Raw genomic sequence first — 18525 nt, forward strand, 5'->3', positions numbered from 1 at the left:
AACCGCGAGGCTTGCGCCATACAGCCGGCCATTATTCGAAACCGCCGCTGCGAGACGCTCTCGCCGCGGCGGTTTCGTCGTTTTGGGCATAGCTTCCTGCAAATCGCTTGCAGATGCAGGAGGACGATTAGTGAAGACGGGTATGGGCGATATGGACAGAGTGGCAAAGGACGACAAAAAGGTCGAGAGACTGGCGATGTGGGGCATCCCGATCTCGATCGGCGTGCTGTTCCTCAAACTTGCTGCGTGGTGGGTAACCGGCTCGGTGGCGCTGCTGTCGGACGGTCTGGAATCACTGGTCAACGTGGCGGCGGCATTCATTGCCTATTTCGTCATCCGCTATGCTCAGCGGCCGGCAGACGATGACCACCACTTCGGCCATCACAAGGCGGAATACATATCCGCCGTGGCGGAAGGCGCGTTGATCGTGCTGGCGGCGATCCTGATCATTCAGGAAGCCTGGGGCGCTCTGGGCGCCCCGAGCATGCCGGAAACGCCATGGCTCGGGCTTGCCATCAACGCTACGGCAGGCGGAATTAACGCGGTCTGGGCGACCGTGCTGATCAGGGTCGGACGGTCGCACCGGTCTCCGGCGCTTCTGGCAGACGGCCAGCACATCATGTCGGATGTGGTGACGTCGGCCGGCGTATTCGTCGGTCTGGTGCTCGCGGTTCTGACGGGTTACCTGATCCTTGATCCGCTGCTTGCGATCTTCGTCGCCTTCAACATTCTCTGGCAGGGTTACAAGGTCATCACCCACTCGCTGGGCGGGCTGATGGACAAGGCGCTGCAGCCGGAGGAGGAGGCGGCGGTGCGTGCGGCGATCACCGCCCATTGCGACGGGGTTCTCGATGTGCACGATCTGAAGACGCGACGGGCGGGATCGGCTGCGTTTATCGATTTCCACCTGGTGGTGCCATCGCGAATGTCGGTCGGCGAAGCTCACGAAATCTGCGACCGCTTGGAAGATGCGATCAAGGAGGCTATTCCCGGTGCCACCCTGGCCATCCATGTGGAGCCGGAAAGCGAACACGCGCATGGCAAGCGTGTCGCCATTGAAAGCCATGCGAATCTGAAGGGAATATGAAATGACGATGACGGATGTCAGCGGACTGTCGCAGCTCGGCAATCAGGTCGAGGCCCCAACGAGCCCCGAGACGGCGGTTCTGGAAAAGGTGCCGAACGGCAACCAGGGCACGGATTACGTGGTGCGCTTTACCGCACCCGAATTCACCTCACTTTGCCCGATGACCGGCCAGCCGGATTTTGCCCATATCGTGATCGACTATATTCCCGACGGGTTTCTGGTCGAATCAAAGTCGCTGAAGCTGTTCCTGCATGCGTTCCGCAACCACGGCGCCTTTCACGAGGACTGCTCGGTCTATATCGGTAAGCGGATCGTTGACCTGCTCAATCCGAAATGGTTGCGGATCGGCGCTTATTGGTATCCGCGCGGCGGCATTCCGATCGACGTGTTCTGGCAGACCGGCGAAGCGCCGAAGGGCGTGTGGTTGCCGGATCAGGGCGTGGCGACCTATCGGGGACGTGGGTAAGATTTATTGGCAATTAGCCCGGCACGCACCGGGCTGATTGCGACACTCAACCCGTTCGGGGAGAGGGCCATTCCGCCTCAGACATTCATGTTGTCGTCGCCGCCGAAATCGCCGCCGCCGAAGTCGGACTGATCGTCGTTGCCGAAATCGGCCTGTTGCCAGCCGCCGTCATTGCCACCGGGATCGGGTGTTACGTCGTTGCCGTTATCTGCGTCCGTATTGGATGCCTCACGGATTGCGTCGTCGCCGATATAGGTGTTGTTGATGACGGTTTCCTCGGTCGGGCCGCCTGTGAACGGATTGGCTTCGGCTGCGGGATTGCCCAAGCCGAGGCCTGACATGTGGTTGCCGAACAGGCCCGAAAGCGAATTGGCAAGCAGCATGCCGCCCGCCACGCCGGCGGCCGTGCCAAGTGCGCCGCGCAAAAAACCGCCGCCAGCAGATGGTGCCTGACCCTGCTGATAGCCTTGTGCCCCCTGCATCTGTGATGACCAGGGACCTGACGGGGCCGATGGGCGATAGCCGTCGTCGTTGCCGCGGTATGGCTGAGGCTGCTGATATCCCGGTCGCGCACCCCAGGGGCCGGATGGCTGCTGGCCGGCCTGTTGGGACGGCATTTGCGGTGCCGGAGGGCGAGGCGCCTGACCGGAGCCGAAGATCGAGCTCAGAAAACCGCCGCCTTGTTCGTCGCGCCTGGTGTCGCTTTCGCCGGCCTGAAGCTGCTTGACCTGTTCTTCGAGTTCGCGGATGCGGGCGGAGGCAGCCTCAAGGCCCTTTTCCTGAACGATCACCGCCTGGGCGAGGTAATAGGCGGCATACGGCTGCTGGCGGGTCGCGTCATCGATCAATGTCTCCGCGTCACGGTCGCGCGGGGTGGTCGAGGCTGTTTTCACGCGATCGAACAATGCGGTCAGAAGCTGGCGTTCTTCCGGTGACATGGTCTCACTCCTTGTGGACGTCCCAAGCGGCCGTCATCTGACAAGGAGTTAGTCGGCATTTTCGGGATTTCAAACCCGCTGCCGGGTTAAATCTTGTTCATGTAGAACATGCGCCGCCTGACACTATGATTCAGGCGGCGCAGCCTATCTTGTTGTAATATCAGCCGAATGCGAGCGTCAGGCCGAGCACTGCGGTTGCTGCGCCGAGGATGCGGGTTACAGCTGGCGCAAAGCGCGCGATACCGAGGCCGAGCGCGATGCCGGCTGCGTGAAGAAGAGCTGTCGCGATGACAAAGCCGAGGCCGAACTGAAGCGCACCGGCGCTGCCGAGTTCGCCGCCATGGGCATGGCCGTGGAACAGCGCAAAAACGCCGACGATTGCAGCGCAGGCGGCTGTCGGAAGCTTGACGGCGGTAGCGACCAGAAGACCGAGTGCGATGACCGAGGCGAGGATCGCCGGTTCAACGAAAGGCAGATCGAGACCGGAGACCGCGAGCACGAAGCCGAGCGCCATGGTGCCGACGAATGCGGCAGGCACGGACCAGATGGCCTTGCCGCCGATCTGTGCTGCCCAGAGGCCGACGGCGAGCATGGCAAGCACGTGGTCGAGGCCGAAGATCGGATGCGAAATGCCGGCCATGAACGAGCCATGTGCTTCAGGATCGAGATGGGCAAAGGCGGGAGCGGCAGCAACGACGACTGCGCCCGTTGCGAGCGAAATATGCTTCAGGGCGGTTTGGAAAGGTCTGGTCAACATTTTGATCCCCGATGAAATACATGATGCGTGAAGCGTAAAACGATAGGCAAGAGCAGTCACCGCGTCCATTGCCAATTGTAACGATCCGGCGATGCGGACTACGTCATTCACCTTAGTCGTTGGAAGCTTGCCATGTTCAGGCCGGGGTGCATTGTTTTGTGACCGCGAACACATTATGTCCCGTATATGAATTTCATGCAGGAGACTTTGACCGTGCTGAACGACGAAGACGACACAGAAGACAAGACGAAGGAACTGCCGCTCGGTAAGGAAACGGAGGCGAATCTTTTCAAGTCGCGTTCGATCTTCATCTACGGAGCGATCACCCAGGAACTGGCGCAGAAGGTCAACACGCAGCTCGTGGCACTTGCCGCAGCCAGCGACGAAGACATCCGCATCTACGTGAATTCCCCGGGCGGCCATGTCGAGTCGGGCGATTCGATTCATGATATGGTCAAGTTCATCAAGCCGAAGGTCTGGATGATCGGCACGGGCTGGGTCGCTTCTGCAGGCGCCCTGATCTATGTGTCGGTTCCGAAGGAACGCCGCATCGCGCTGCCGAACACCCGCTTCCTGCTTCATCAACCATCCGGCGGTACGCGCGGCATGGTCTCCGACATCGAGATCCAGGCCCGTGAAATCATCAAGATGAACGAACGCCTGAACAAGATCATGGCAGAAGCAACCGGCCAGCCGATCGAAAAGATCGCAGCCGATACGGACCGCGACTACTGGCTGTCGGCACAGGAAGCCGTGGCCTATGGTCTCGCATCCAAGATCGTGACGTCGCAGAGCGAAATCTGATCCAGACGCCGTTCTGACAAATAAAAATCCCTCGTCGGCTTCAGGCCGGCGGGGGATTTTTGCGTTTGAGGGCAATTGTTTCAGGCGCGGGTAGGGGCCGACAGGTCCGGATGACCGGAACCCTTTCGACCACCGCGCGATATCAGGCGAGCTTGCGGGTGGGTACGGCGGTTGCCGGGACGCGGCCCTGCTGCCAGTGGGCGGCAAAATCCATGAACGCATCGGGCGACATCGGCTCCGCGAAGGCATAACCTTGCAGCACCTGGCAACCGAGGCCACGCAGGATATCCATATGGGCTTCCGTTTCGACGCCCTCGGCGACGATCTCGATCCCTTGCGAACGGCCGATCTCGATGATCGAAGCCACAAGCCGGTGCTGGGGACCCGACGCCTGAAGCGGCGAAATCAGCTGCCGGTCGATCTTCAGCCGCTTGGGGCCGAGTTCCAGCAGACTGACGATCGAAGCGTGTCCGGAGCCGAAATCATCCAACTCGATATCGATACCCAAATCCTTCAGCGTGCCGATGATCTTGCGCAGGCCGCGGTCGTTTCCTTCAAACGAGATCGATTCCAGAAGTTCGAATGCAATGCTGCCCGGCGCAAACGACAGGTGCGACAGCTGCTCCAAAAGGTTTTCGTCCTTCAGGCGCTGGGCTGAGACATTGACAGAGACCCTTGGGACGGCAAGCCCGCGGGCACGCCAGCGGGTGGCCTGGAACAGCGCTTTTTCGAGAATGAGCGCGTCGATTTCACCGGAGCGATGAAGACCTTCAGCGATATCGAGAAACGCTTCGGGCGCGAGCAGGCCGCGGGTCGGGTGGACCCAGCGGGCCAGCGCCTCGACACCGACGATATCCAGGGTGACGGCATCGAACTGCGGCTGGAAGAAGGGAACGATCTGATCGTTCTCGATTGCCGCGAGAAGCTCGTCGGACGTGCGTTTTACCTGGATCGCCGTCAGAAGCAGGGACTCGGAAAACACCTCGGCACGGTTACGGCCGCGTTTCTTGGCCTCGTACAGTGCGACGTCGGCATTGATCAGCAACTGGCGCGGTTCTTCGAACGCAAGCGTCTGCATGGCGATGCCGGCGCTGCAGCCGACATGGCATTCCTGGCCGTCGATCGTCATCGGTTTGGCGATCGCCTTGACGATCGAGCGGCCGAGATGTTTTGCTCGCTCTTCCGGGGCCGGGCCGCTGGTGACGACCACGAATTCGTCGCCGCCGATCCGCGAGACGAATTCGTCATGGCCGATCAGTTCCAGGAGCCGGGCCGTCGTCTGGCGCAGGACCTCGTCGCCGGCCGCGTGGCCGAGCGTGTCGTTGACTTCCTTGAAGCGGTCGAGATCGAAATGGATAAAGGCCAGGCGGTGACTGTGCGTCGTCGCGTTCGAGGCTTCCATGAACTGGTCAAGAAAGCGCCGGTTGGGAAGGCCGGTCAGGGCGTCGTGCAAAGACTGGTGCTGCAACGTGCGGCGTGTCGCGCGCAACCGCTCGTTCTGTTCTTCCGCGCGGGCGCGCTCCTCCCGCAGTTCGATCTGCAGATTGACGTCATCAGTGACATCCCAATTGGCGCCAACGACGCGTTCGACGCCTCCCGACGTTTTGTAGGCCTTGCCATGCGCGCGGATGTGACGGATCTCGCCTGAAGGTCGGACAATCCGGAACTGGGTAATATAGGGCTCGGTGGCACCGATGACCTCGTTCAGTCGATTTTCAGCCGTCTCGATATCATCCGGATGGACAGTCGAACGCCAGTCCTCGTAGGTGAGGATGTCCTTGCCCGGAGGCGCAGAATAGAGGTCCTTGAGCCGCTCGTCCCAGAAAAGGCGGTCTGTGGCGCCCTCGTATTCCCAGACGCCGATCTGCGACGCTTCGAGTGCCAGCGTCAACCGGTGGTGAATGGTCTCGAACTGCTCCTCCCGGTGTTGCAGATCGACGATGTGGCGATTGCGCTGCCTCATCAAGATCCCCACCCAGATCATCGGGGCGACGATACAGAGTGCGATCAGCGTCGCGTAGGCATAAAGCCAACCGATATCCGGCGGGGTCGTGTTCCAGCCGGCTTTCGGGACCGCTGCGAGGTACCAGGTGTCGTATCCGAGCTCGATGCGGGCACGAACCGCGTCGGCGGAGAAGATCGCCGGGTCACCGGTAAAGACGTCCTTCGCAACCGGTGCCGGCCGCCTGGAGATCGCGATGCTGAGGGGTTGCCGTTCGGTATCGAGGTCGATGTCGCGGAACAGGCGCTCCACGTCGATCACGCTCGAGACGATGCCCCAGAAATGTCCGTTGGCTTGCGAGAAAACCGGGTAGCGGGCCAGCAGTCCCAGTCCGCCCTGAGCGAGTTCGACAGGTCCGGCGATCGTGGTGGACCGGCGCTTGATCGCCTCCATGACGGACACTGACCGTTTGGGGTCGGCCGTGTAATCTCGTCCGACAAGCTGCTTGTTCTGGTCGTAAGGGTAGACGTACCGGATCACAAGATCGGGCGCCACGGCGACGTTCTTCAGCTGCGAGGGAACAGCGAAAACTCGCTCGGAGAGCGCCGCAAACTGCGTTTGCGTGATGGATGGGTTTGCAGCGATCGCGGCAACGAGACCCTGGACCAGATTGACGTTGCCGCGAATATTGGTTTCGAGGCTTGAGGACACGCGCGCCAGTTGTTCCGACGCGACGAGCCGCTGCTGCGCCATGTATTGGGCGCGCTCTTCCAGATCGGCCCGGACAATTCCGAAAATGACCGCGGCGACCATAATGAAGGCGGGCAGATACCAGCCGAACCGGTAGAATCGCCGTTCCCGGCTTCGGCCGGGCTTTATCATGGAGGAAGAGAAGAGCATGCAATGTTCCAACAGGTCTCCCGCCAACATTTCAGACAAGGCTTAATTTAGTCTGAGATGGAACGGCGCCGGACGGGTCGTCGAGCCGAAATACTGGTCTCCACTCCAATATTTTTGAGAAATCCGGCCCTTTATACATGACTGAAAATCGGAAAAAATCAGTCGGCCTGGTCATCTCTTGGGCTTGTCTCGCGGCGGCGGGTCGTGCTCCATGCACCCTTCACCGCGTCGGGTTCTCATCATGTTCAAAGACTTCTCTTTTTCCGCCCTGACGATGGGGATGCTGACCGCGTTTGTCGGTTTCGTCAGCTCGTTTGCCGTGATTATCCAGGGTTTGCAGGCAATGGGCGCCAATAGCGATCAGGTCGCCTCCGCGCTCCTGGCGCTTTCCCTGGCGCTCGGCATCCTTGCCGTGAGTTTCTCGGCGGCTCTCAAGATGCCGATCAGCATTGCATGGTCGACGCCTGGTGCCGCTCTTCTCTCGGGGATCGGGATGATCGAGGGCGGATTTCCCGCAGCCGTCGGCGCCTTCGTCATCTGTGGCGGGCTGATCATGCTGTCGGGCCTGTTCCAGCCGCTCGGGCGCGCGATCCGAATGATCCCGGGGCCGCTTGCCAATGCGATGCTGGCCGGTATCCTGCTCGGCCTGTGTCTTGCTCCCGTGAAGGCGGTGGCGTTCGACCCGATGCTGGGACTGCCGATCGTGCTGACCTGGGCGGTCGTCGTGTCGCGCTGGCGGCTTCTGGCCGTGCCGGCCTCGCTTGCGGCGATGATGCTGGTGCTGATCTTCGGCGTCGACCTGCCGGCAGATACGCTGAGCCAGATCGGCGCTGCGATCCATCCGCAATTCGTGTTCGTCGAGCCGGTGTTTACCTGGCACGGCGCGATTTCCGTGGCGGTGCCACTGTTTATCGTCACCATGGCGTCGCAGAATATTCCCGGCATCGCGATCCTCAAGGCGCACGGATACGAGCCGCATCCCGGACCGATGTTCGTGGCAACCGGCGCCCTGTCCTCGCTTGTCGGCGTTTTTGGCGGCGTGCCGGTCAACATGGCGGCGATCACGGCGGCGATGTGTGCCAGTACCGACGCTCATCCGGATCCCGCCCGGCGTTACGTAGCGGCGATCATCGGCGGCTTCAGCTACGCGGCGCTGGGGCTGGTGGCCGGCGGCATTATTGCCTTCGTATCGCTCGCGCCGCCGATCCTGTTGCAGGCCGTCGCCGGGCTCGGGCTGATCGGCGCGTTCTCGAACGCGGCATACGCCGCCTACCACAATCCCGCTACCCGCGAGGCTGCAGCCATCACCTTTATGGTCACCGCTTCCGGAATCGCCTTCGCCGGGATCTCGGGGGCGTTCTGGGGTCTGCTGGCCGGTGGCGTGATGATGGGTTTGCAGAAGGCTCTCAGACGCGAAAGATTGCCTTGAAAGGGAACCGCGGCCGTCGTTGCAACATCAAATGCCGTTCGAAAGTGCACTTGCACGTTCTCTGCCCGCCCGCTATAGATTCTCCCATGACCATGACAGGTGCGATCATGTCCGACCGTTTGCCGACCCGCAGCTTCGCTGCCGGGGCGACGGTTTTCGCGCCTCTCTCGCTTCTTAGCCTCGACCTTACACTCGGTTGCCGGGTCCGTTGAGGAGCGCCCGGCGGCCGAAAGCCCGCCGGCGTAAGAGCTCCTCGCAAGATTTACCGATATAGCTGAGACAGACCTTAAGAGGTCGCCATCCTCACCAAGCAGGCCCCAAAAGTGCGGCGCGCGGCGGATGGATAGGACGAGGACTTGAAGACCATGGACGCCAAGAATTCCAACGTGACTACTGCCAACAAGGCTAAGGGTATGGCCGACGCGGCGGTGAAATACCGTGCCTATCCCGCCATCAACATTCCCGACCGGACCTGGCCGTCGAAGGTGATCGACAAGGCGCCGATCTGGTGCTCGGTGGACCTGCGTGACGGCAACCAGTCGCTGGTCAACCCGATGGGCCACGACCGCAAGGCCCGCATGTTCAAGCTGCTCTTGGATATGGGCTTCAAGGAAATCGAGATCGGTTTCCCGTCGGCTTCGCAGACCGATTTCGACTTTGCCCGCTGGTGCATCGAAGAGGGTGGCGTTCCCGACGATGTGTCGATGCAGGTGCTGGTTCAGTGCCGGCCGGAACTGATCACCCGCACGTTCGAATCGCTGGAAGGCGCCAAGCATCCGATCATCCACTTCTACAACTCGACATCGGAACTGCAGCGCCGTGTGGTGTTCGGCAAGGATGTCCGCGGTATCAAACAGATCGCCGTCGACGCGGCGAAGATGATCACCGACATGGCTGCCAAGGCCGGCGGCGATTACCGGTTCGAATATTCGCCGGAAAGCTTCACCGGCACCGAGCTGGAAGTGGCGTTGGAGATCTGCAACGCAGTCATCGAGGTCGTAAAGCCGACTGCTGACAACAAGCTGATCCTCAACCTGCCCTCGACCGTCGAGATGGCGACACCGAACATCTATGCCGACCAGATCGAATGGATGTGCCGTAATATCGACTCTAGAGAAAACGTTATCATCTCGCTGCATCCACACAACGACCGTGGCACCGGGATTGCGGCGACGGAGCTGGCGCTGATGGCCGGCGCCGACCGCGTCGAAGGCACGCTGTTTGGCAATGGCGAGCGCACCGGCAATGTCGACGTGGTGACGCTGGCGCTCAACATGTACACGCAAGGGGTCGATCCGGGGCTGGACTGCACCGATATCGAGCGCATCAAGGACGTCTACGAATATTCGAACGAAATGGTCATTCCCGAGCGCCATCCTTACGTCGGCGAACTGGTCTATACGGCGTTTTCCGGCTCGCACCAGGATGCGATCAACAAGGGCATGAAGGCGATCAAGACGGCCAACCATCCGGTGTGGGAAGTGCCTTACCTCCCGATCGACCCGCGCGACGTCGGCCGGTCCTACGAGGCTATCATCCGCATCAACTCGCAATCGGGCAAGGGCGGCATCGCCTATATCCTGCAGCAGGATTACGGCATCAACCTGCCGCGCAATCTGCAGGTGGAGTTCCGCGAGGACATCCAGCGGATTACCGACGAGGAAGGCAAGGAAGTCGCTTCCAAGCGCATCCATGAGCGCTTTATCGAGCGCTATGTGGACCAACCTTCAGCACGACTGAAATTCGTCGATCACCAGACCTTCCCGGCCGGGATGGAGCACAAGGGCATCCGCGTCGTTTCCGCCGAGATCACCGATGGTGGCGAGACGAAGACGATCGAAGGCCGCGGCACGGGCCCGATCGACGGGTTCATCAATGCGCTGTCGGCCTATCTCGGGATCGAGTTGTCGGTGAACGAGTATTCGGAACACTCGCTGCAGCATGGCTCGAACGCCTCGGCGATCGCCTATGTCGAGGTCGAGCATCCGGGTGGCAAGCTGTTTGGCGCCGGCATCAACAACAACATCGTGACGGCATCGCTCGATGCGATCGTGTCGGCGGCGAACCGGGTGTTGGAAGAACGCGGCCAGTAAGCCGGGGCCTGTAGGGTATGAGAAGACACAAGCCGCATCGCTAGCCGATGCGGCTTGGACTGCAGACAAGGGTGTTATCTAACAACTCCGCAGTTCACTGGAGAAACTGAGCCGTTCGATCAAACTCCCCTCATCCTCGCCCTTGTGGCGGGGACCCAGTCAGCTCAAGTCCTTGAGCTGAGAGAGTCTTTTGACCCGACAGACGTCGGGTCGCTGGATCCCCGCCACAAGGGCGAGGATGACGGAGGGTGGGTTATCGCTCTCGCCAAACAAGCTTCTTCAGTGTCTGTCAGGATCCTGAGCCGCATCGCAGCCGATGCGGCTTTTTGCTGGGATCAGGTGGACCTGATCGCGCGTCGCAGTCAGATCAGTCCCGCGGCCTTGGCGGCGATTTCGTCGAGATCGGCGGCGGAGGAGGGGCCGACGACGACGTAGGTCGCGAGCGGCGTGCTCCAGGACACAAGGCCTGTATCGGCGCGGATGTCCTCGACCGGTTTGTTGGTGTCCGGACGGGTCTTGGAGAAGGTGATCGCGATGATCTCTCCTTCATCGCCGCGGCGGTAGAGGAGGAGGCCCGAGGGGCGGTTGTCGGCGGTGAAAAGCCGTGCGCCGGCGAAGGTGAGCCCGCTTTGCGACAGGTCCGGAATGCGAAAGGCGATGCCGGTGCCTGTGGTCAGCCATGCGAGGATATCGCCGGGCCTGTCGGCACCGATTTCCACCAGACGATCGGGCAAGCGGGTGTAGAGCCGGTAATGGGCGACGACGTCGTCAAGCCAGTCCCGCGAATCGAGCTGCACTTCCGAGCCGCCGAGACGGGTCGATCCCGGCTGCGTGCCGAGCGCATAGCCGATGCCGCCGCCGAGGCAGAGACTGAGAATGCATGCGACAAGCGCCTGCGTTCTGCTTGGCTTGAACGAGAGTGACTGGCGCTTTTTGTCATCAGGCAGCCTGATCGCGCGGCGCGGCAGCGGTGCGTTCTTGATGGTGCGGACGAGTTCGAGCGGCAATGGTTCCTTCATGGCATCGTCGAAGACGCGCCGGCCGTAATCCGTGCCGCGTTTCAGGTTGTCATGCAGGGCCCGCGCCTGCGGCTCGTTGACCAGAAGCGCTTCGATCTCCTGCCGTTCGTGTTCGTTGGCTTCGCCATCCAGGAAGGCCGAAATGCGCTGTTCGAGCGCGGACGAGGAAGCACTGGCTTTCATGCGCGGCGCTCCGATGCTTCCGGCGCGATTTCCGACAGTCTGAGCCGTGCAGAACACAGGCGTTCGGCGAAGGCCTGTTCCGGAATGCCGAGTATAGCAGCCGCCTCGCCATAGGCGAATGCCTCGACGTCCACGAGAAGGAAGACACTGGCGAGGCCTGAGGGCAGGGACAGAAGGATCTGGTCCGATGTGGCCATTGTGGAAATCTCGGCAGAAGATACGACGCCCTGTGCCTTCGGGGTGGAGGACGGCTGGGTCTTGCGGCGCTTCTTGATCTCGTCGGACCAAGCGGTGCGCATCAGGCTGAACAGCCAGCTTTCGATGCGGCCTTCGCCCTTCCAGTGATGGCTTTTCTGGATCGCACGCGAACAGACTTCGCGCACCAGCCTGTCGGCATCCTCGGCGGTGCCCGCAAGCGTCAACGCGAAACGACGAAGCCTCGGCAGCAAGGCTACGAGGTCACGGCGAATGTCCATGGTCTGGGTCGGATTGTTCATGCGGAAACAAGCTTAACGGGGCTATGCGTTATGATTACGGCCATCTCGTTAAGCTATGAATCGAATGTGATGCATTTGCAACAGGCGACGCAATTAATCTACAAGATTTCGACGGTTTCGGGCTGGATCGCCGGCATAGGCATCGGTTGATCGCCATAAAAGACGTGGCTGCTGTCCAGCGCAATGCCGTCGCCTGCCTGCGTCAGCCCATAGCGTTCACAAACCAGGTTCCAGTTGCCGGGTTTGCCCGACAGCGAAAACAAGTTGTAGGAAGCAGGTGGCTTGTGGCCGCCCGGACCCTGCGAGGCGGACGCGATACCGACGACCGGCACGGGCCGGTTATGGGTCTTGAGTTCGTAGACGGTGTTAAGATGCGTATGGCCGTGCAACACCAGTTCGGCGCCGCCGGTCGAGATGGCCGCAGCAAATCGACGGATGCCGATCATACGCTTGTGCGATGACGCCGCGCCGTGGATCGGCGGGTGGTGAATCATTACCACGCGGAACAGGCCACGTTCGCCGGCTTTCTTAAGAAGGTTCACTGTTTCGCGCGCCTGGCGCGGGCTGAAATAGCCGGATGCGGAAAACGGCGGCGTCGCGTTGGATGTGGAGCAGCCGATGATGGCGATCGGGCCACGCTCCCGGTAGGTCGGGAAGATGTGATCGTCCTTCGGCCATTCGCCCGGATCGTCGTCGCTTTTCACGAAGGGATACCAAGCGGCAACCGACTTGTCGTGAGCGCCCGGCACATAGGCGTCGTGATTGCCCGGCACGACGGTCGTATCGGCGGGTTCGCCGATCGTATCGAGCCATTCGCGGGCCAGCCGGGTTTCGATCTTTGTCGCCAAATTGACCAGATCGCCTGTGATGAGCAACTGGTCCGGCTCTCGGTCCTTCATGTCGCTCAACAGCAGATCCAGCGTGTTGACGAGAAGATGCTTTCGGCGGGTGCGGTGCCAGTTGACGAAACCGGTGATGCGTTTTGACAGAAGCTCGCGCATCGTCAGCCGCGGAAGGGGCCCCAGGTGGATATCGGAAATATGCGCGAACTTGAACATGGCGAAGACATAACGCATGAGAGAGCAATTGGTACCGAATTTATCGCCGCTCCCGAAGTTATGAAGTGGAACGCCTGAATGGTTGAGCAGGGCATTCCCGAAGTTACTGGCGGCCGCGCCCGCATTCTCGTCTGGCTGATGCACAAGGCGTTCATCGTCACCCGCGGCATGACGATGGGTGTCCGGGCCGCCTGTTTCGATGACGAAGGCCGGATTTTCCTGGTGCGCCACACCTATGTTCCCGGATGGTATATGCCCGGCGGCGGAATGGAACGCGGCGAAACCGCGCTTCAGGCGCTGCACAAGGAACTGCGGGAAGAGGGCAATCTGGAAGTCCTGGGAGTGCCGGAGCTTTTCCACGTCTACCTGAACCGCAACGCATCGAAGCGCGACCACGTGCTGTTCTACAAGGTCAACGTCAACCAGAAGGCGCCGCGCACCGCGGATTACGAAATTGCGGAAAGCGGCTTCTTTGCGCTCGACGCGCTACCGCCTGAGGTCACCCAGGCAACAGCGCGCCGATTGCAGGAGCTTTCGGGAAAGATCGAGAAGGGGGAGTACTGGTGAGAGTTACCCGCTTTCCTACCCCCGCCCATGCGGTGCGTCGAGATCGAGCTCTGGTCCTGTCGGGACGATGCCGGTCGGGTTTATGGTTTTGTGGCTCTCGTAGTAGTGGTGCTTGATGTGGAGGAGATTGCAGGTCTCGGCCACGCCCTCGTGCTGGTAGAGATCGCGTAGATAGGCTGACAGGTTCGGGTAGTCGGCGATGCGGCGGATGTTGCATTTGAAGTGGCCGACATAGACCGGATCGAAGCGGATGAGTGTGGTGAACAGCCGCCAGTCGGCTTCGGTCAGCTTGTCTCCGAGCAGGTAGCGGCTTTTCGAGAGACGGGTCTCGAGACTGTCGAGCGTTTCGAAAAGCTTTGAGACGGCCTCTTCATAGGCGTCCTGGGTGGTGGCAAAGCCCGCCTTGTAGACGCCGTTGTTGACGGTGTCGTAGATGACCGCGTTGATCGCGTCGATCTCAGTGCGCAGATCTTCAGGGTAGAAATCGAGGTCGGAGCCGGTGATGCCGTCGAAGGCGCTGTTCATCATGCGGATGATTTCGGCGCTTTCGTTCGAGACAATCGTGTTCTGCTGCTTGTCCCAAAGGACCGGAACCGTGACGCGGCCGGAATAGGTGGGATCGGCTTTCAGATAGACCTGGTAGAGATAGTCGGAGCCGAACAGGTCGTCGCCGGTTGCGCCGTCGCGTTTGCGGAATTCCCAGCCGTTTTCCAGCATCAGGTAATCGACGACGGAGACCGAGATCAGATCCTGCAGCTTCTTGAGGTTGCGGAAAATCAGCGTCCGGTGCGCCCAGGGGCAGGCGAGCGATACATAGAGATGATAGCGTCCGGCCTCGGCCTTGAAGCCGGAGGTGCCTGACGGTCCGGTGGACCCGTCAGCTGTCACCCAGTTGCGGAACTGTGATTCGGAGCGCTTGAAATGACCCTTGCTGGCCTTGGTGTCGTACCAGACGTCGTGCCACTTACCGTCTACCAGCATGCCCATTGCAATCTCCTTGGTTGTCTTTCTGTTAGATACGACAAAGCCTGACAATGACGAGGTGCGATTTTGTAAACGCTGCGTTTTTGGATTGGACGGGTGGAAAATTTTCTGATAGCTCGCTTGTCACGATTGTTCGGGAACATCAGAGAATGACCGAAGTGCGGACACTGCGACGACGCTGAAGATCGACCACGACGCCTGAAAACGCGTCGCGATATCGCTCGTCCTGTCTGCTCTCTCCTTACGGCTTCGGTTCTCCATGTCCCTGCATCTTGTTGCGTCGCAATCCTCAACATCCCAGAATTCTTCGTCCGAAAACACCGCCAAGTCCATGGCGAAACACGACCTCGTCTATCTGACCGAGGATGCGTCTCACGATGACATCATCGAGGTGATCAACGAGGAAGCGTTCGGCCCCGGTCGGCATGTGCGCGCCGCGTCCCGCATTCGCGAGCAGGGGCCGCATGACCGGTCGATCTCGTTTGTCTGCGCTGACGATGGCGAGACGATCGCTTCGGTGCGGATGACGCCGGTTCTGGCGGGAAGCGTGAAGGGCCATATGCTGGGCCCGCTGGCAGTGCGGCCGTCGCACAAGAACCTCGGGATTGGCCGCGAACTGGTGCGGATCGCCATCGATGCCGCGCGCCGGCATGGGTCGGAAGCCGTGATCCTGATCGGCGATCCGCCCTATTATATGCCGCTCGGCTTCGAGAAAGTGGCCTATGATGCGCTCGATTTTCCGGGACCGGTCGATCCGGGGCGGGTGCTGGTCGTGCCGCTCAAGGACGGTGTGCATGACGGGCTGAAGGGCGTGATCGGCTGGCGGGAGCTGTGATCCGTCAGGACTTCGCGCCAAGCCCTTGATCTAGAATCGTTTTTCCAGCCACGTTACATCATGTCCGCCGGCGAGGCCTTCGAGCTTGCCGATCGGGTGGTAGCCGAGCTGCAGATAGAGCGCGAGTGCGGCCGGGTTCATCGTATCGATATAGGCGCCGATACAGCCGCGCTTGACCGCCTCCGCTTCAGCCATCGTGAGCAGCCGCGTGGCGAGACCCTTGGCGCGCATCAATTCCGGAATGAACAGCATCGAGATGTAAAGCCAGCCGCGGCCGGTATAGCCGACGAGGCCGCCTGCGATATCGCCGGCCGTATCACGTAGCGGGATTGCCAGTTCGCGGCGGTCGCTCGCGCCGAAGCATTCGATATTGAAGGCTTTCAGCTTGTCGAGGATGATGTCTTCATCCTGCTGCGAGATGCCTTCGACGATTTCCAGATGCATATCCAATCTCCCGACTTGCGGCCGAGATGGATAGACTAAAGCGCTTTTTGAAGGAAGGTGCGGGTTCTTGTTTCGACGAAATTCGGAATCTCGCCAAACACTTGGTAGCCGTGGCTCTTGTAGGCCTTGAGGGCGAGCGGGTTGAACGTATCGATCCAGGCGCCCTTGCAGCCGCGGGTGCGCGCTTCATTTTCGGCCTCGGTCAGAAGCTTTGCTGCCATCCCCTTGCCGCGCAGGCTTTCGGGAATGAACAGAAGCTGGGTGAAGAGCCAGCCCCAGGATGTGTAGCCCGAGAGGCCGCCGATGACCGTGCCGCTCTCGTCGCGGATCAGCACGGCGAGCAGTTTCCGGTCGGAGGGGCCGACTTCGCCTTCGTTGAAGGCTGTGAGGCCGCTGCTGACGATTGCAAGATCGTCTGAGCTCGGCGCGTCGGTGAGATAAAGCTCGTGGTCCATCAGCGACCCTCGCGCCACCACATCGCGGCCATTGCGAACAGCAGCACCGACAGGCCGGCAAAGCCTGCAAACAGCGGCAGCGTGTTGATGCCGCGCAGCACCGTCTCGTCGGTCATGCGGATAACCATGCGGTTGGGATCACTGACACGAACTTCGCCGCGAACGGGGAGGATGTCGGGAATGGTGACGCCATCGCCCGAGGCGACGCGGGTCACGAGGCCGCGGGTCTTGTCGGCATAGGGCCGCAAGGTTGCCTCGGTCGAGATCATTGCCTTGAACTCGGGCGAGTCGACCGCGCCGACATGAACAAGGGTCTGGAAGTCGCCGTTTCTCACCTCGAACAGGCCGGTTTCATCCATGCGGCTTTCATACCGGTATTCGCCGGGGCCGGCCGGCGTCATCTGCACGGTTTCGGTGCGGCCGGATGGGTAGCGGATGGTGGCGGGACCGGGATCGTCGCCGATCGTCTGGCGGGTGGCGGCGAGTGTGCGGCCGACGGAGCGGGCGGTCAGCGCCTCTTCCTCCAGTTCGGGTTCCTTCATCAGCCAATGGGCGATGCGGCGATAGAGCGCCACATGCGGGCCGCCGCCTTCAAAGCCGCGGGCCCAGAGCCAGCCCTGATCCGACAGGAGCATGGCGACGCGGCCTTCGCCCTGACGGTTGAGGACGAGGAGAGGGCGATCGCCATCACCTTCCATTACCGTCTGACCCTGCGGCGGATCGACATCGATGGTGCGGAACCAGCGTCCCCAGGCGGGCGGCGTCTGGTTGGAGCCTTCAAGACCGCGGGTTACCGGGTGCTTGGTGCCGACTTCCGACAGATGCGGGAAGAAGCCGGCATTGTGGACTTCGCCTGTGGGTGCGGCCGGCAGGACCTGTTCGAGCGGCGTCGCGGCAATCGAATCTTCGCTGGCATGTTCGGGGCCTGCCGCGATCAGCAGGGCTCCGCCGTTTTGCACATACTGGGAGATGTAGTCGTAATAGAGGATCGGCAGCACGCCGCGATGCTTGTAGCGATCGAAGATGATCAGATCGAAATCCTTGATCTTCTCGACGAACAGTTCGCGGGTGGGGAAGGCGATCAGCGACAACTCGTTGATCGGTGTGCCGTCCTGCTTTTCCGGTGGGCGCAGGATGGTGAAATGCACGAGGTCGACGGACGCGTCTGATTTCAGAAGGTTACGCCAGGCGCGTTCGCCGGCATGCGGTTCGCCCGAGACAAGCAGCACGCGCAGGTTCTGGCGGATGCCGTCGATGACGTGGACGGCGCGGTTGTTGGCGGTGGTTACTTCTCCGGGGAGCTCGGCAACCGAGAACTCCATGACATTGTTGCCGCCGCGCTGGACGTTGAACGAAAACGGAGTGGTGACGCCCGGCGTTGCCTGCAGCGTTGCGATCTGCTGGCCGTTCATGCGCACGATGACTTCGGCGGGACCGCCGCCCTGGCGACCGTCGTCGAAGACGCGCAGGGTCAGTTCCTGCTCTTCGCCGACAATGCCGAACCGGGGGGCGCGCAGGACTTCGATGCGGCGATCGAATTCGTTTGGCTGCCCGGTGATCAGCCCGTGGACGGGCGCGTTGAAGCCGAGATCCTGGTTAATGCCGGGGAGATCATGGATCTGGCCGTCTGTGAGAAACACGGCACCGCCGACGCGGGCCGGCGGCACGTCCGACATGACGGAGCGGAGCGCAGTGAACAGTTTCGTCGAAGGTGTGTCGCTGTCTACATCGTCTCCGGCCTCAACGATGCGCGTCTCGATGCGAGGATAGCGGGAGAAGCGGTCGCGCAGTTCCGCCAGCGCCTGATCGGTCTGCTGCTCGCGGCCAGCTGTCTCCTGGCTCTGAGAGCGGTCGACGACGATTGGCACGATGGTGGAGAGCTGTTCGCGATCTTCCTGGTTGAGCGTCGGGTTGGCGAGCGCCATCAGCAGGGCGGCAAGCGCCAGCGTCCGAAGGACCGCACCACGGACGCCGCGCAATAGGGCGGTCACAGCAAGGACGAGGGCCAATGCACCGAGGGCTGCAAGGATCGGCCACGAGAAGAAGGGGGCGAATTCGATGGTCATC

General features: G+C 61.2%; 17 protein-coding genes. 7 read left to right on the forward strand and 10 right to left on the reverse strand.

The window, feature by feature from the left end; all coding sequences use genetic code 11:
- Window positions 1–160: 160 nt before the first annotated feature.
- Complete coding sequence (locus ASG19_RS09455; protein WP_280136603.1) at window positions 161–1087, forward strand: cation diffusion facilitator family transporter; 927 nt, start codon at window positions 161–163, stop codon at window positions 1085–1087.
- A gap of 1 nt (window position 1088) precedes the next feature.
- Complete coding sequence (gene queF, locus ASG19_RS09460; protein ID WP_062455655.1) at window positions 1089–1553, forward strand: preQ(1) synthase; 465 nt, start codon at window positions 1089–1091, stop codon at window positions 1551–1553.
- 77 nt (window positions 1554–1630) lie between these two features.
- On the opposite strand, the gene ASG19_RS09465 is transcribed toward queF, so the two are convergent.
- Window positions 1631–2491 carry a DUF2076 domain-containing protein gene (locus tag ASG19_RS09465; RefSeq protein ID WP_062455658.1) on the reverse strand — a complete coding sequence of 287 codons (861 nt, stop codon included), beginning with the start codon at window positions 2489–2491 and terminating at the stop codon, window positions 1631–1633.
- Between the two features lie 160 nt (window positions 2492–2651).
- A complete protein-coding gene (locus ASG19_RS09470; protein WP_062455661.1) occupies window positions 2652–3248 on the reverse strand; it encodes a HupE/UreJ family protein in 597 nt (198 codons plus the stop codon).
- 216 nt (window positions 3249–3464) lie between these two features.
- Between ASG19_RS09470 and ASG19_RS09475 the strand changes: the two genes are divergently transcribed.
- Window positions 3465–4052, forward strand: a complete 588-nt coding sequence (locus ASG19_RS09475) for an ATP-dependent Clp protease proteolytic subunit (protein WP_062457904.1) — start codon at window positions 3465–3467, stop codon at window positions 4050–4052.
- 142 nt (window positions 4053–4194) lie between these two features.
- Here the strand turns inward: ASG19_RS09475 and ASG19_RS09480 are convergent, their stop codons facing one another.
- On the reverse strand, window positions 4195–6894 hold the full coding sequence (locus tag ASG19_RS09480; protein ID WP_062455664.1) for an EAL domain-containing protein: 2700 nt from the start codon (window positions 6892–6894) through the stop codon (window positions 4195–4197).
- Window positions 6895–7135: 241 nt separating this feature from the next.
- Between ASG19_RS09480 and ASG19_RS09485 the strand changes: the two genes are divergently transcribed.
- Both ASG19_RS09485 and leuA read left to right on the forward strand, forming a co-directional pair.
- Complete coding sequence (locus ASG19_RS09485) at window positions 7136–8323, forward strand: benzoate/H(+) symporter BenE family transporter (RefSeq protein WP_062457907.1); 1188 nt, start codon at window positions 7136–7138, stop codon at window positions 8321–8323.
- A 365-nt stretch (window positions 8324–8688) separates the two neighbouring features.
- Window positions 8689–10416, forward strand: coding sequence for a 2-isopropylmalate synthase (gene leuA, locus ASG19_RS09490; RefSeq protein WP_062455667.1), 1728 nt, complete (start codon window positions 8689–8691; stop codon window positions 10414–10416).
- Between the two features lie 362 nt (window positions 10417–10778).
- Here leuA and ASG19_RS09495 read toward each other — a convergent pair whose 3' ends face one another.
- The 3 genes from ASG19_RS09495 to ASG19_RS09505 form a co-directional block, all read right to left on the reverse strand.
- Window positions 10779–11618, reverse strand: a complete 840-nt coding sequence (locus tag ASG19_RS09495) for a hypothetical protein (RefSeq protein ID WP_062455670.1) — start codon at window positions 11616–11618, stop codon at window positions 10779–10781.
- On the reverse strand, window positions 11615–12115 hold the full coding sequence (locus ASG19_RS09500) for an RNA polymerase sigma factor (protein WP_082476274.1): 501 nt from the start codon (window positions 12113–12115) through the stop codon (window positions 11615–11617). The genes ASG19_RS09495 and ASG19_RS09500 overlap by 4 nt, the downstream gene beginning before the upstream one ends.
- 98 nt (window positions 12116–12213) lie before the next feature.
- Window positions 12214–13173 carry a metallophosphoesterase gene (locus ASG19_RS09505; RefSeq protein WP_062457914.1) on the reverse strand — a complete coding sequence of 320 codons (960 nt, stop codon included), beginning with the start codon at window positions 13171–13173 and terminating at the stop codon, window positions 12214–12216.
- A 78-nt stretch (window positions 13174–13251) separates the two neighbouring features.
- Here ASG19_RS09505 and ASG19_RS09510 point away from each other — a divergent pair, with 78 nt between their 5' ends.
- Window positions 13252–13740, forward strand: a complete 489-nt coding sequence (locus ASG19_RS09510; RefSeq protein ID WP_062455673.1) for an NUDIX domain-containing protein — start codon at window positions 13252–13254, stop codon at window positions 13738–13740.
- A 15-nt stretch (window positions 13741–13755) separates the two neighbouring features.
- On the opposite strand, the gene ASG19_RS09515 is transcribed toward ASG19_RS09510, so the two are convergent.
- A complete protein-coding gene (locus ASG19_RS09515) occupies window positions 13756–14727 on the reverse strand; it encodes a glutathione S-transferase family protein (RefSeq protein ID WP_062455676.1) in 972 nt (323 codons plus the stop codon).
- A 328-nt stretch (window positions 14728–15055) separates the two neighbouring features.
- On the opposite strand from ASG19_RS09515, the gene ASG19_RS09525 reads away from it, so the two are divergent.
- Window positions 15056–15559 (forward strand): N-acetyltransferase, encoded by a 504-nt coding sequence (locus tag ASG19_RS09525; protein ID WP_062455683.1) that lies wholly within the window; start codon window positions 15056–15058, stop codon window positions 15557–15559.
- 30 nt (window positions 15560–15589) lie between these two features.
- Here the strand turns inward: ASG19_RS09525 and ASG19_RS09530 are convergent, their stop codons facing one another.
- Genes ASG19_RS09530 through ASG19_RS09540 form a run of 3 tightly spaced genes read right to left on the reverse strand, consistent with a single transcriptional unit; the run spans window position 15590 to window position 18524 of the window.
- A complete protein-coding gene (locus ASG19_RS09530; RefSeq protein ID WP_062455686.1) occupies window positions 15590–16003 on the reverse strand; it encodes a GNAT family N-acetyltransferase in 414 nt (137 codons plus the stop codon).
- A gap of 35 nt (window positions 16004–16038) precedes the next feature.
- Window positions 16039–16458, reverse strand: a complete 420-nt coding sequence (locus tag ASG19_RS09535) for a GNAT family N-acetyltransferase (RefSeq protein WP_062455689.1) — start codon at window positions 16456–16458, stop codon at window positions 16039–16041.
- Window positions 16458–18524, reverse strand: a complete 2067-nt coding sequence (locus tag ASG19_RS09540; RefSeq protein ID WP_062455692.1) for a hypothetical protein — start codon at window positions 18522–18524, stop codon at window positions 16458–16460. Before ASG19_RS09540 ends, ASG19_RS09535 begins: the two co-directional genes overlap by 1 nt.
- Window position 18525: the final 1 nt, after the last annotated feature.

This window comes from Rhizobium sp. Leaf306, from assembly GCF_001423425.1.
GTDB classification, from domain to species: Bacteria; Pseudomonadota; Alphaproteobacteria; order Rhizobiales; family Rhizobiaceae; genus Neorhizobium; species Neorhizobium soli.

Excerpts from the sequence above, each read along its gene's own strand:
- ASG19_RS09505 (WP_062457914.1), bottom strand. The coding sequence starts at position 13,173 with ATGTTCAAGTTCGCGCATATTTCCGATATCCACCTGGGGCCCCTTCCG.
- queF (WP_062455655.1), top strand. The coding sequence starts at position 1,089 with ATGACGATGACGGATGTCAGCGGACTGTCGCAGCTCGGCAATCAGGTC.
- leuA (WP_062455667.1), top strand. The coding sequence starts at position 8,689 with ATGGACGCCAAGAATTCCAACGTGACTACTGCCAACAAGGCTAAGGGT.
- ASG19_RS09485 (WP_062457907.1), top strand. The coding sequence starts at position 7,136 with ATGTTCAAAGACTTCTCTTTTTCCGCCCTGACGATGGGGATGCTGACC.
- ASG19_RS09510 (WP_062455673.1), top strand. The coding sequence starts at position 13,252 with ATGGTTGAGCAGGGCATTCCCGAAGTTACTGGCGGCCGCGCCCGCATT.
- ASG19_RS09535 (WP_062455689.1), bottom strand. The coding sequence starts at position 16,458 with ATGGACCACGAGCTTTATCTCACCGACGCGCCGAGCTCAGACGATCTT.
- ASG19_RS09480 (WP_062455664.1), bottom strand. The coding sequence starts at position 6,894 with ATGCTCTTCTCTTCCTCCATGATAAAGCCCGGCCGAAGCCGGGAACGG.
- ASG19_RS09495 (WP_062455670.1), bottom strand. The coding sequence starts at position 11,618 with ATGAAAGCCAGTGCTTCCTCGTCCGCGCTCGAACAGCGCATTTCGGCC.
- ASG19_RS09470 (WP_062455661.1), bottom strand. The coding sequence starts at position 3,248 with ATGTTGACCAGACCTTTCCAAACCGCCCTGAAGCATATTTCGCTCGCA.
- ASG19_RS09530 (WP_062455686.1), bottom strand. The coding sequence starts at position 16,003 with ATGCATCTGGAAATCGTCGAAGGCATCTCGCAGCAGGATGAAGACATC.
- ASG19_RS09500 (WP_082476274.1), bottom strand. The coding sequence starts at position 12,115 with ATGAACAATCCGACCCAGACCATGGACATTCGCCGTGACCTCGTAGCC.
- ASG19_RS09515 (WP_062455676.1), bottom strand. The coding sequence starts at position 14,727 with ATGGGCATGCTGGTAGACGGTAAGTGGCACGACGTCTGGTACGACACC.
- ASG19_RS09465 (WP_062455658.1), bottom strand. The coding sequence starts at position 2,491 with ATGTCACCGGAAGAACGCCAGCTTCTGACCGCATTGTTCGATCGCGTG.
- ASG19_RS09525 (WP_062455683.1), top strand. The coding sequence starts at position 15,056 with ATGGCGAAACACGACCTCGTCTATCTGACCGAGGATGCGTCTCACGAT.
- ASG19_RS09540 (WP_062455692.1), bottom strand. The coding sequence starts at position 18,524 with ATGACCATCGAATTCGCCCCCTTCTTCTCGTGGCCGATCCTTGCAGCC.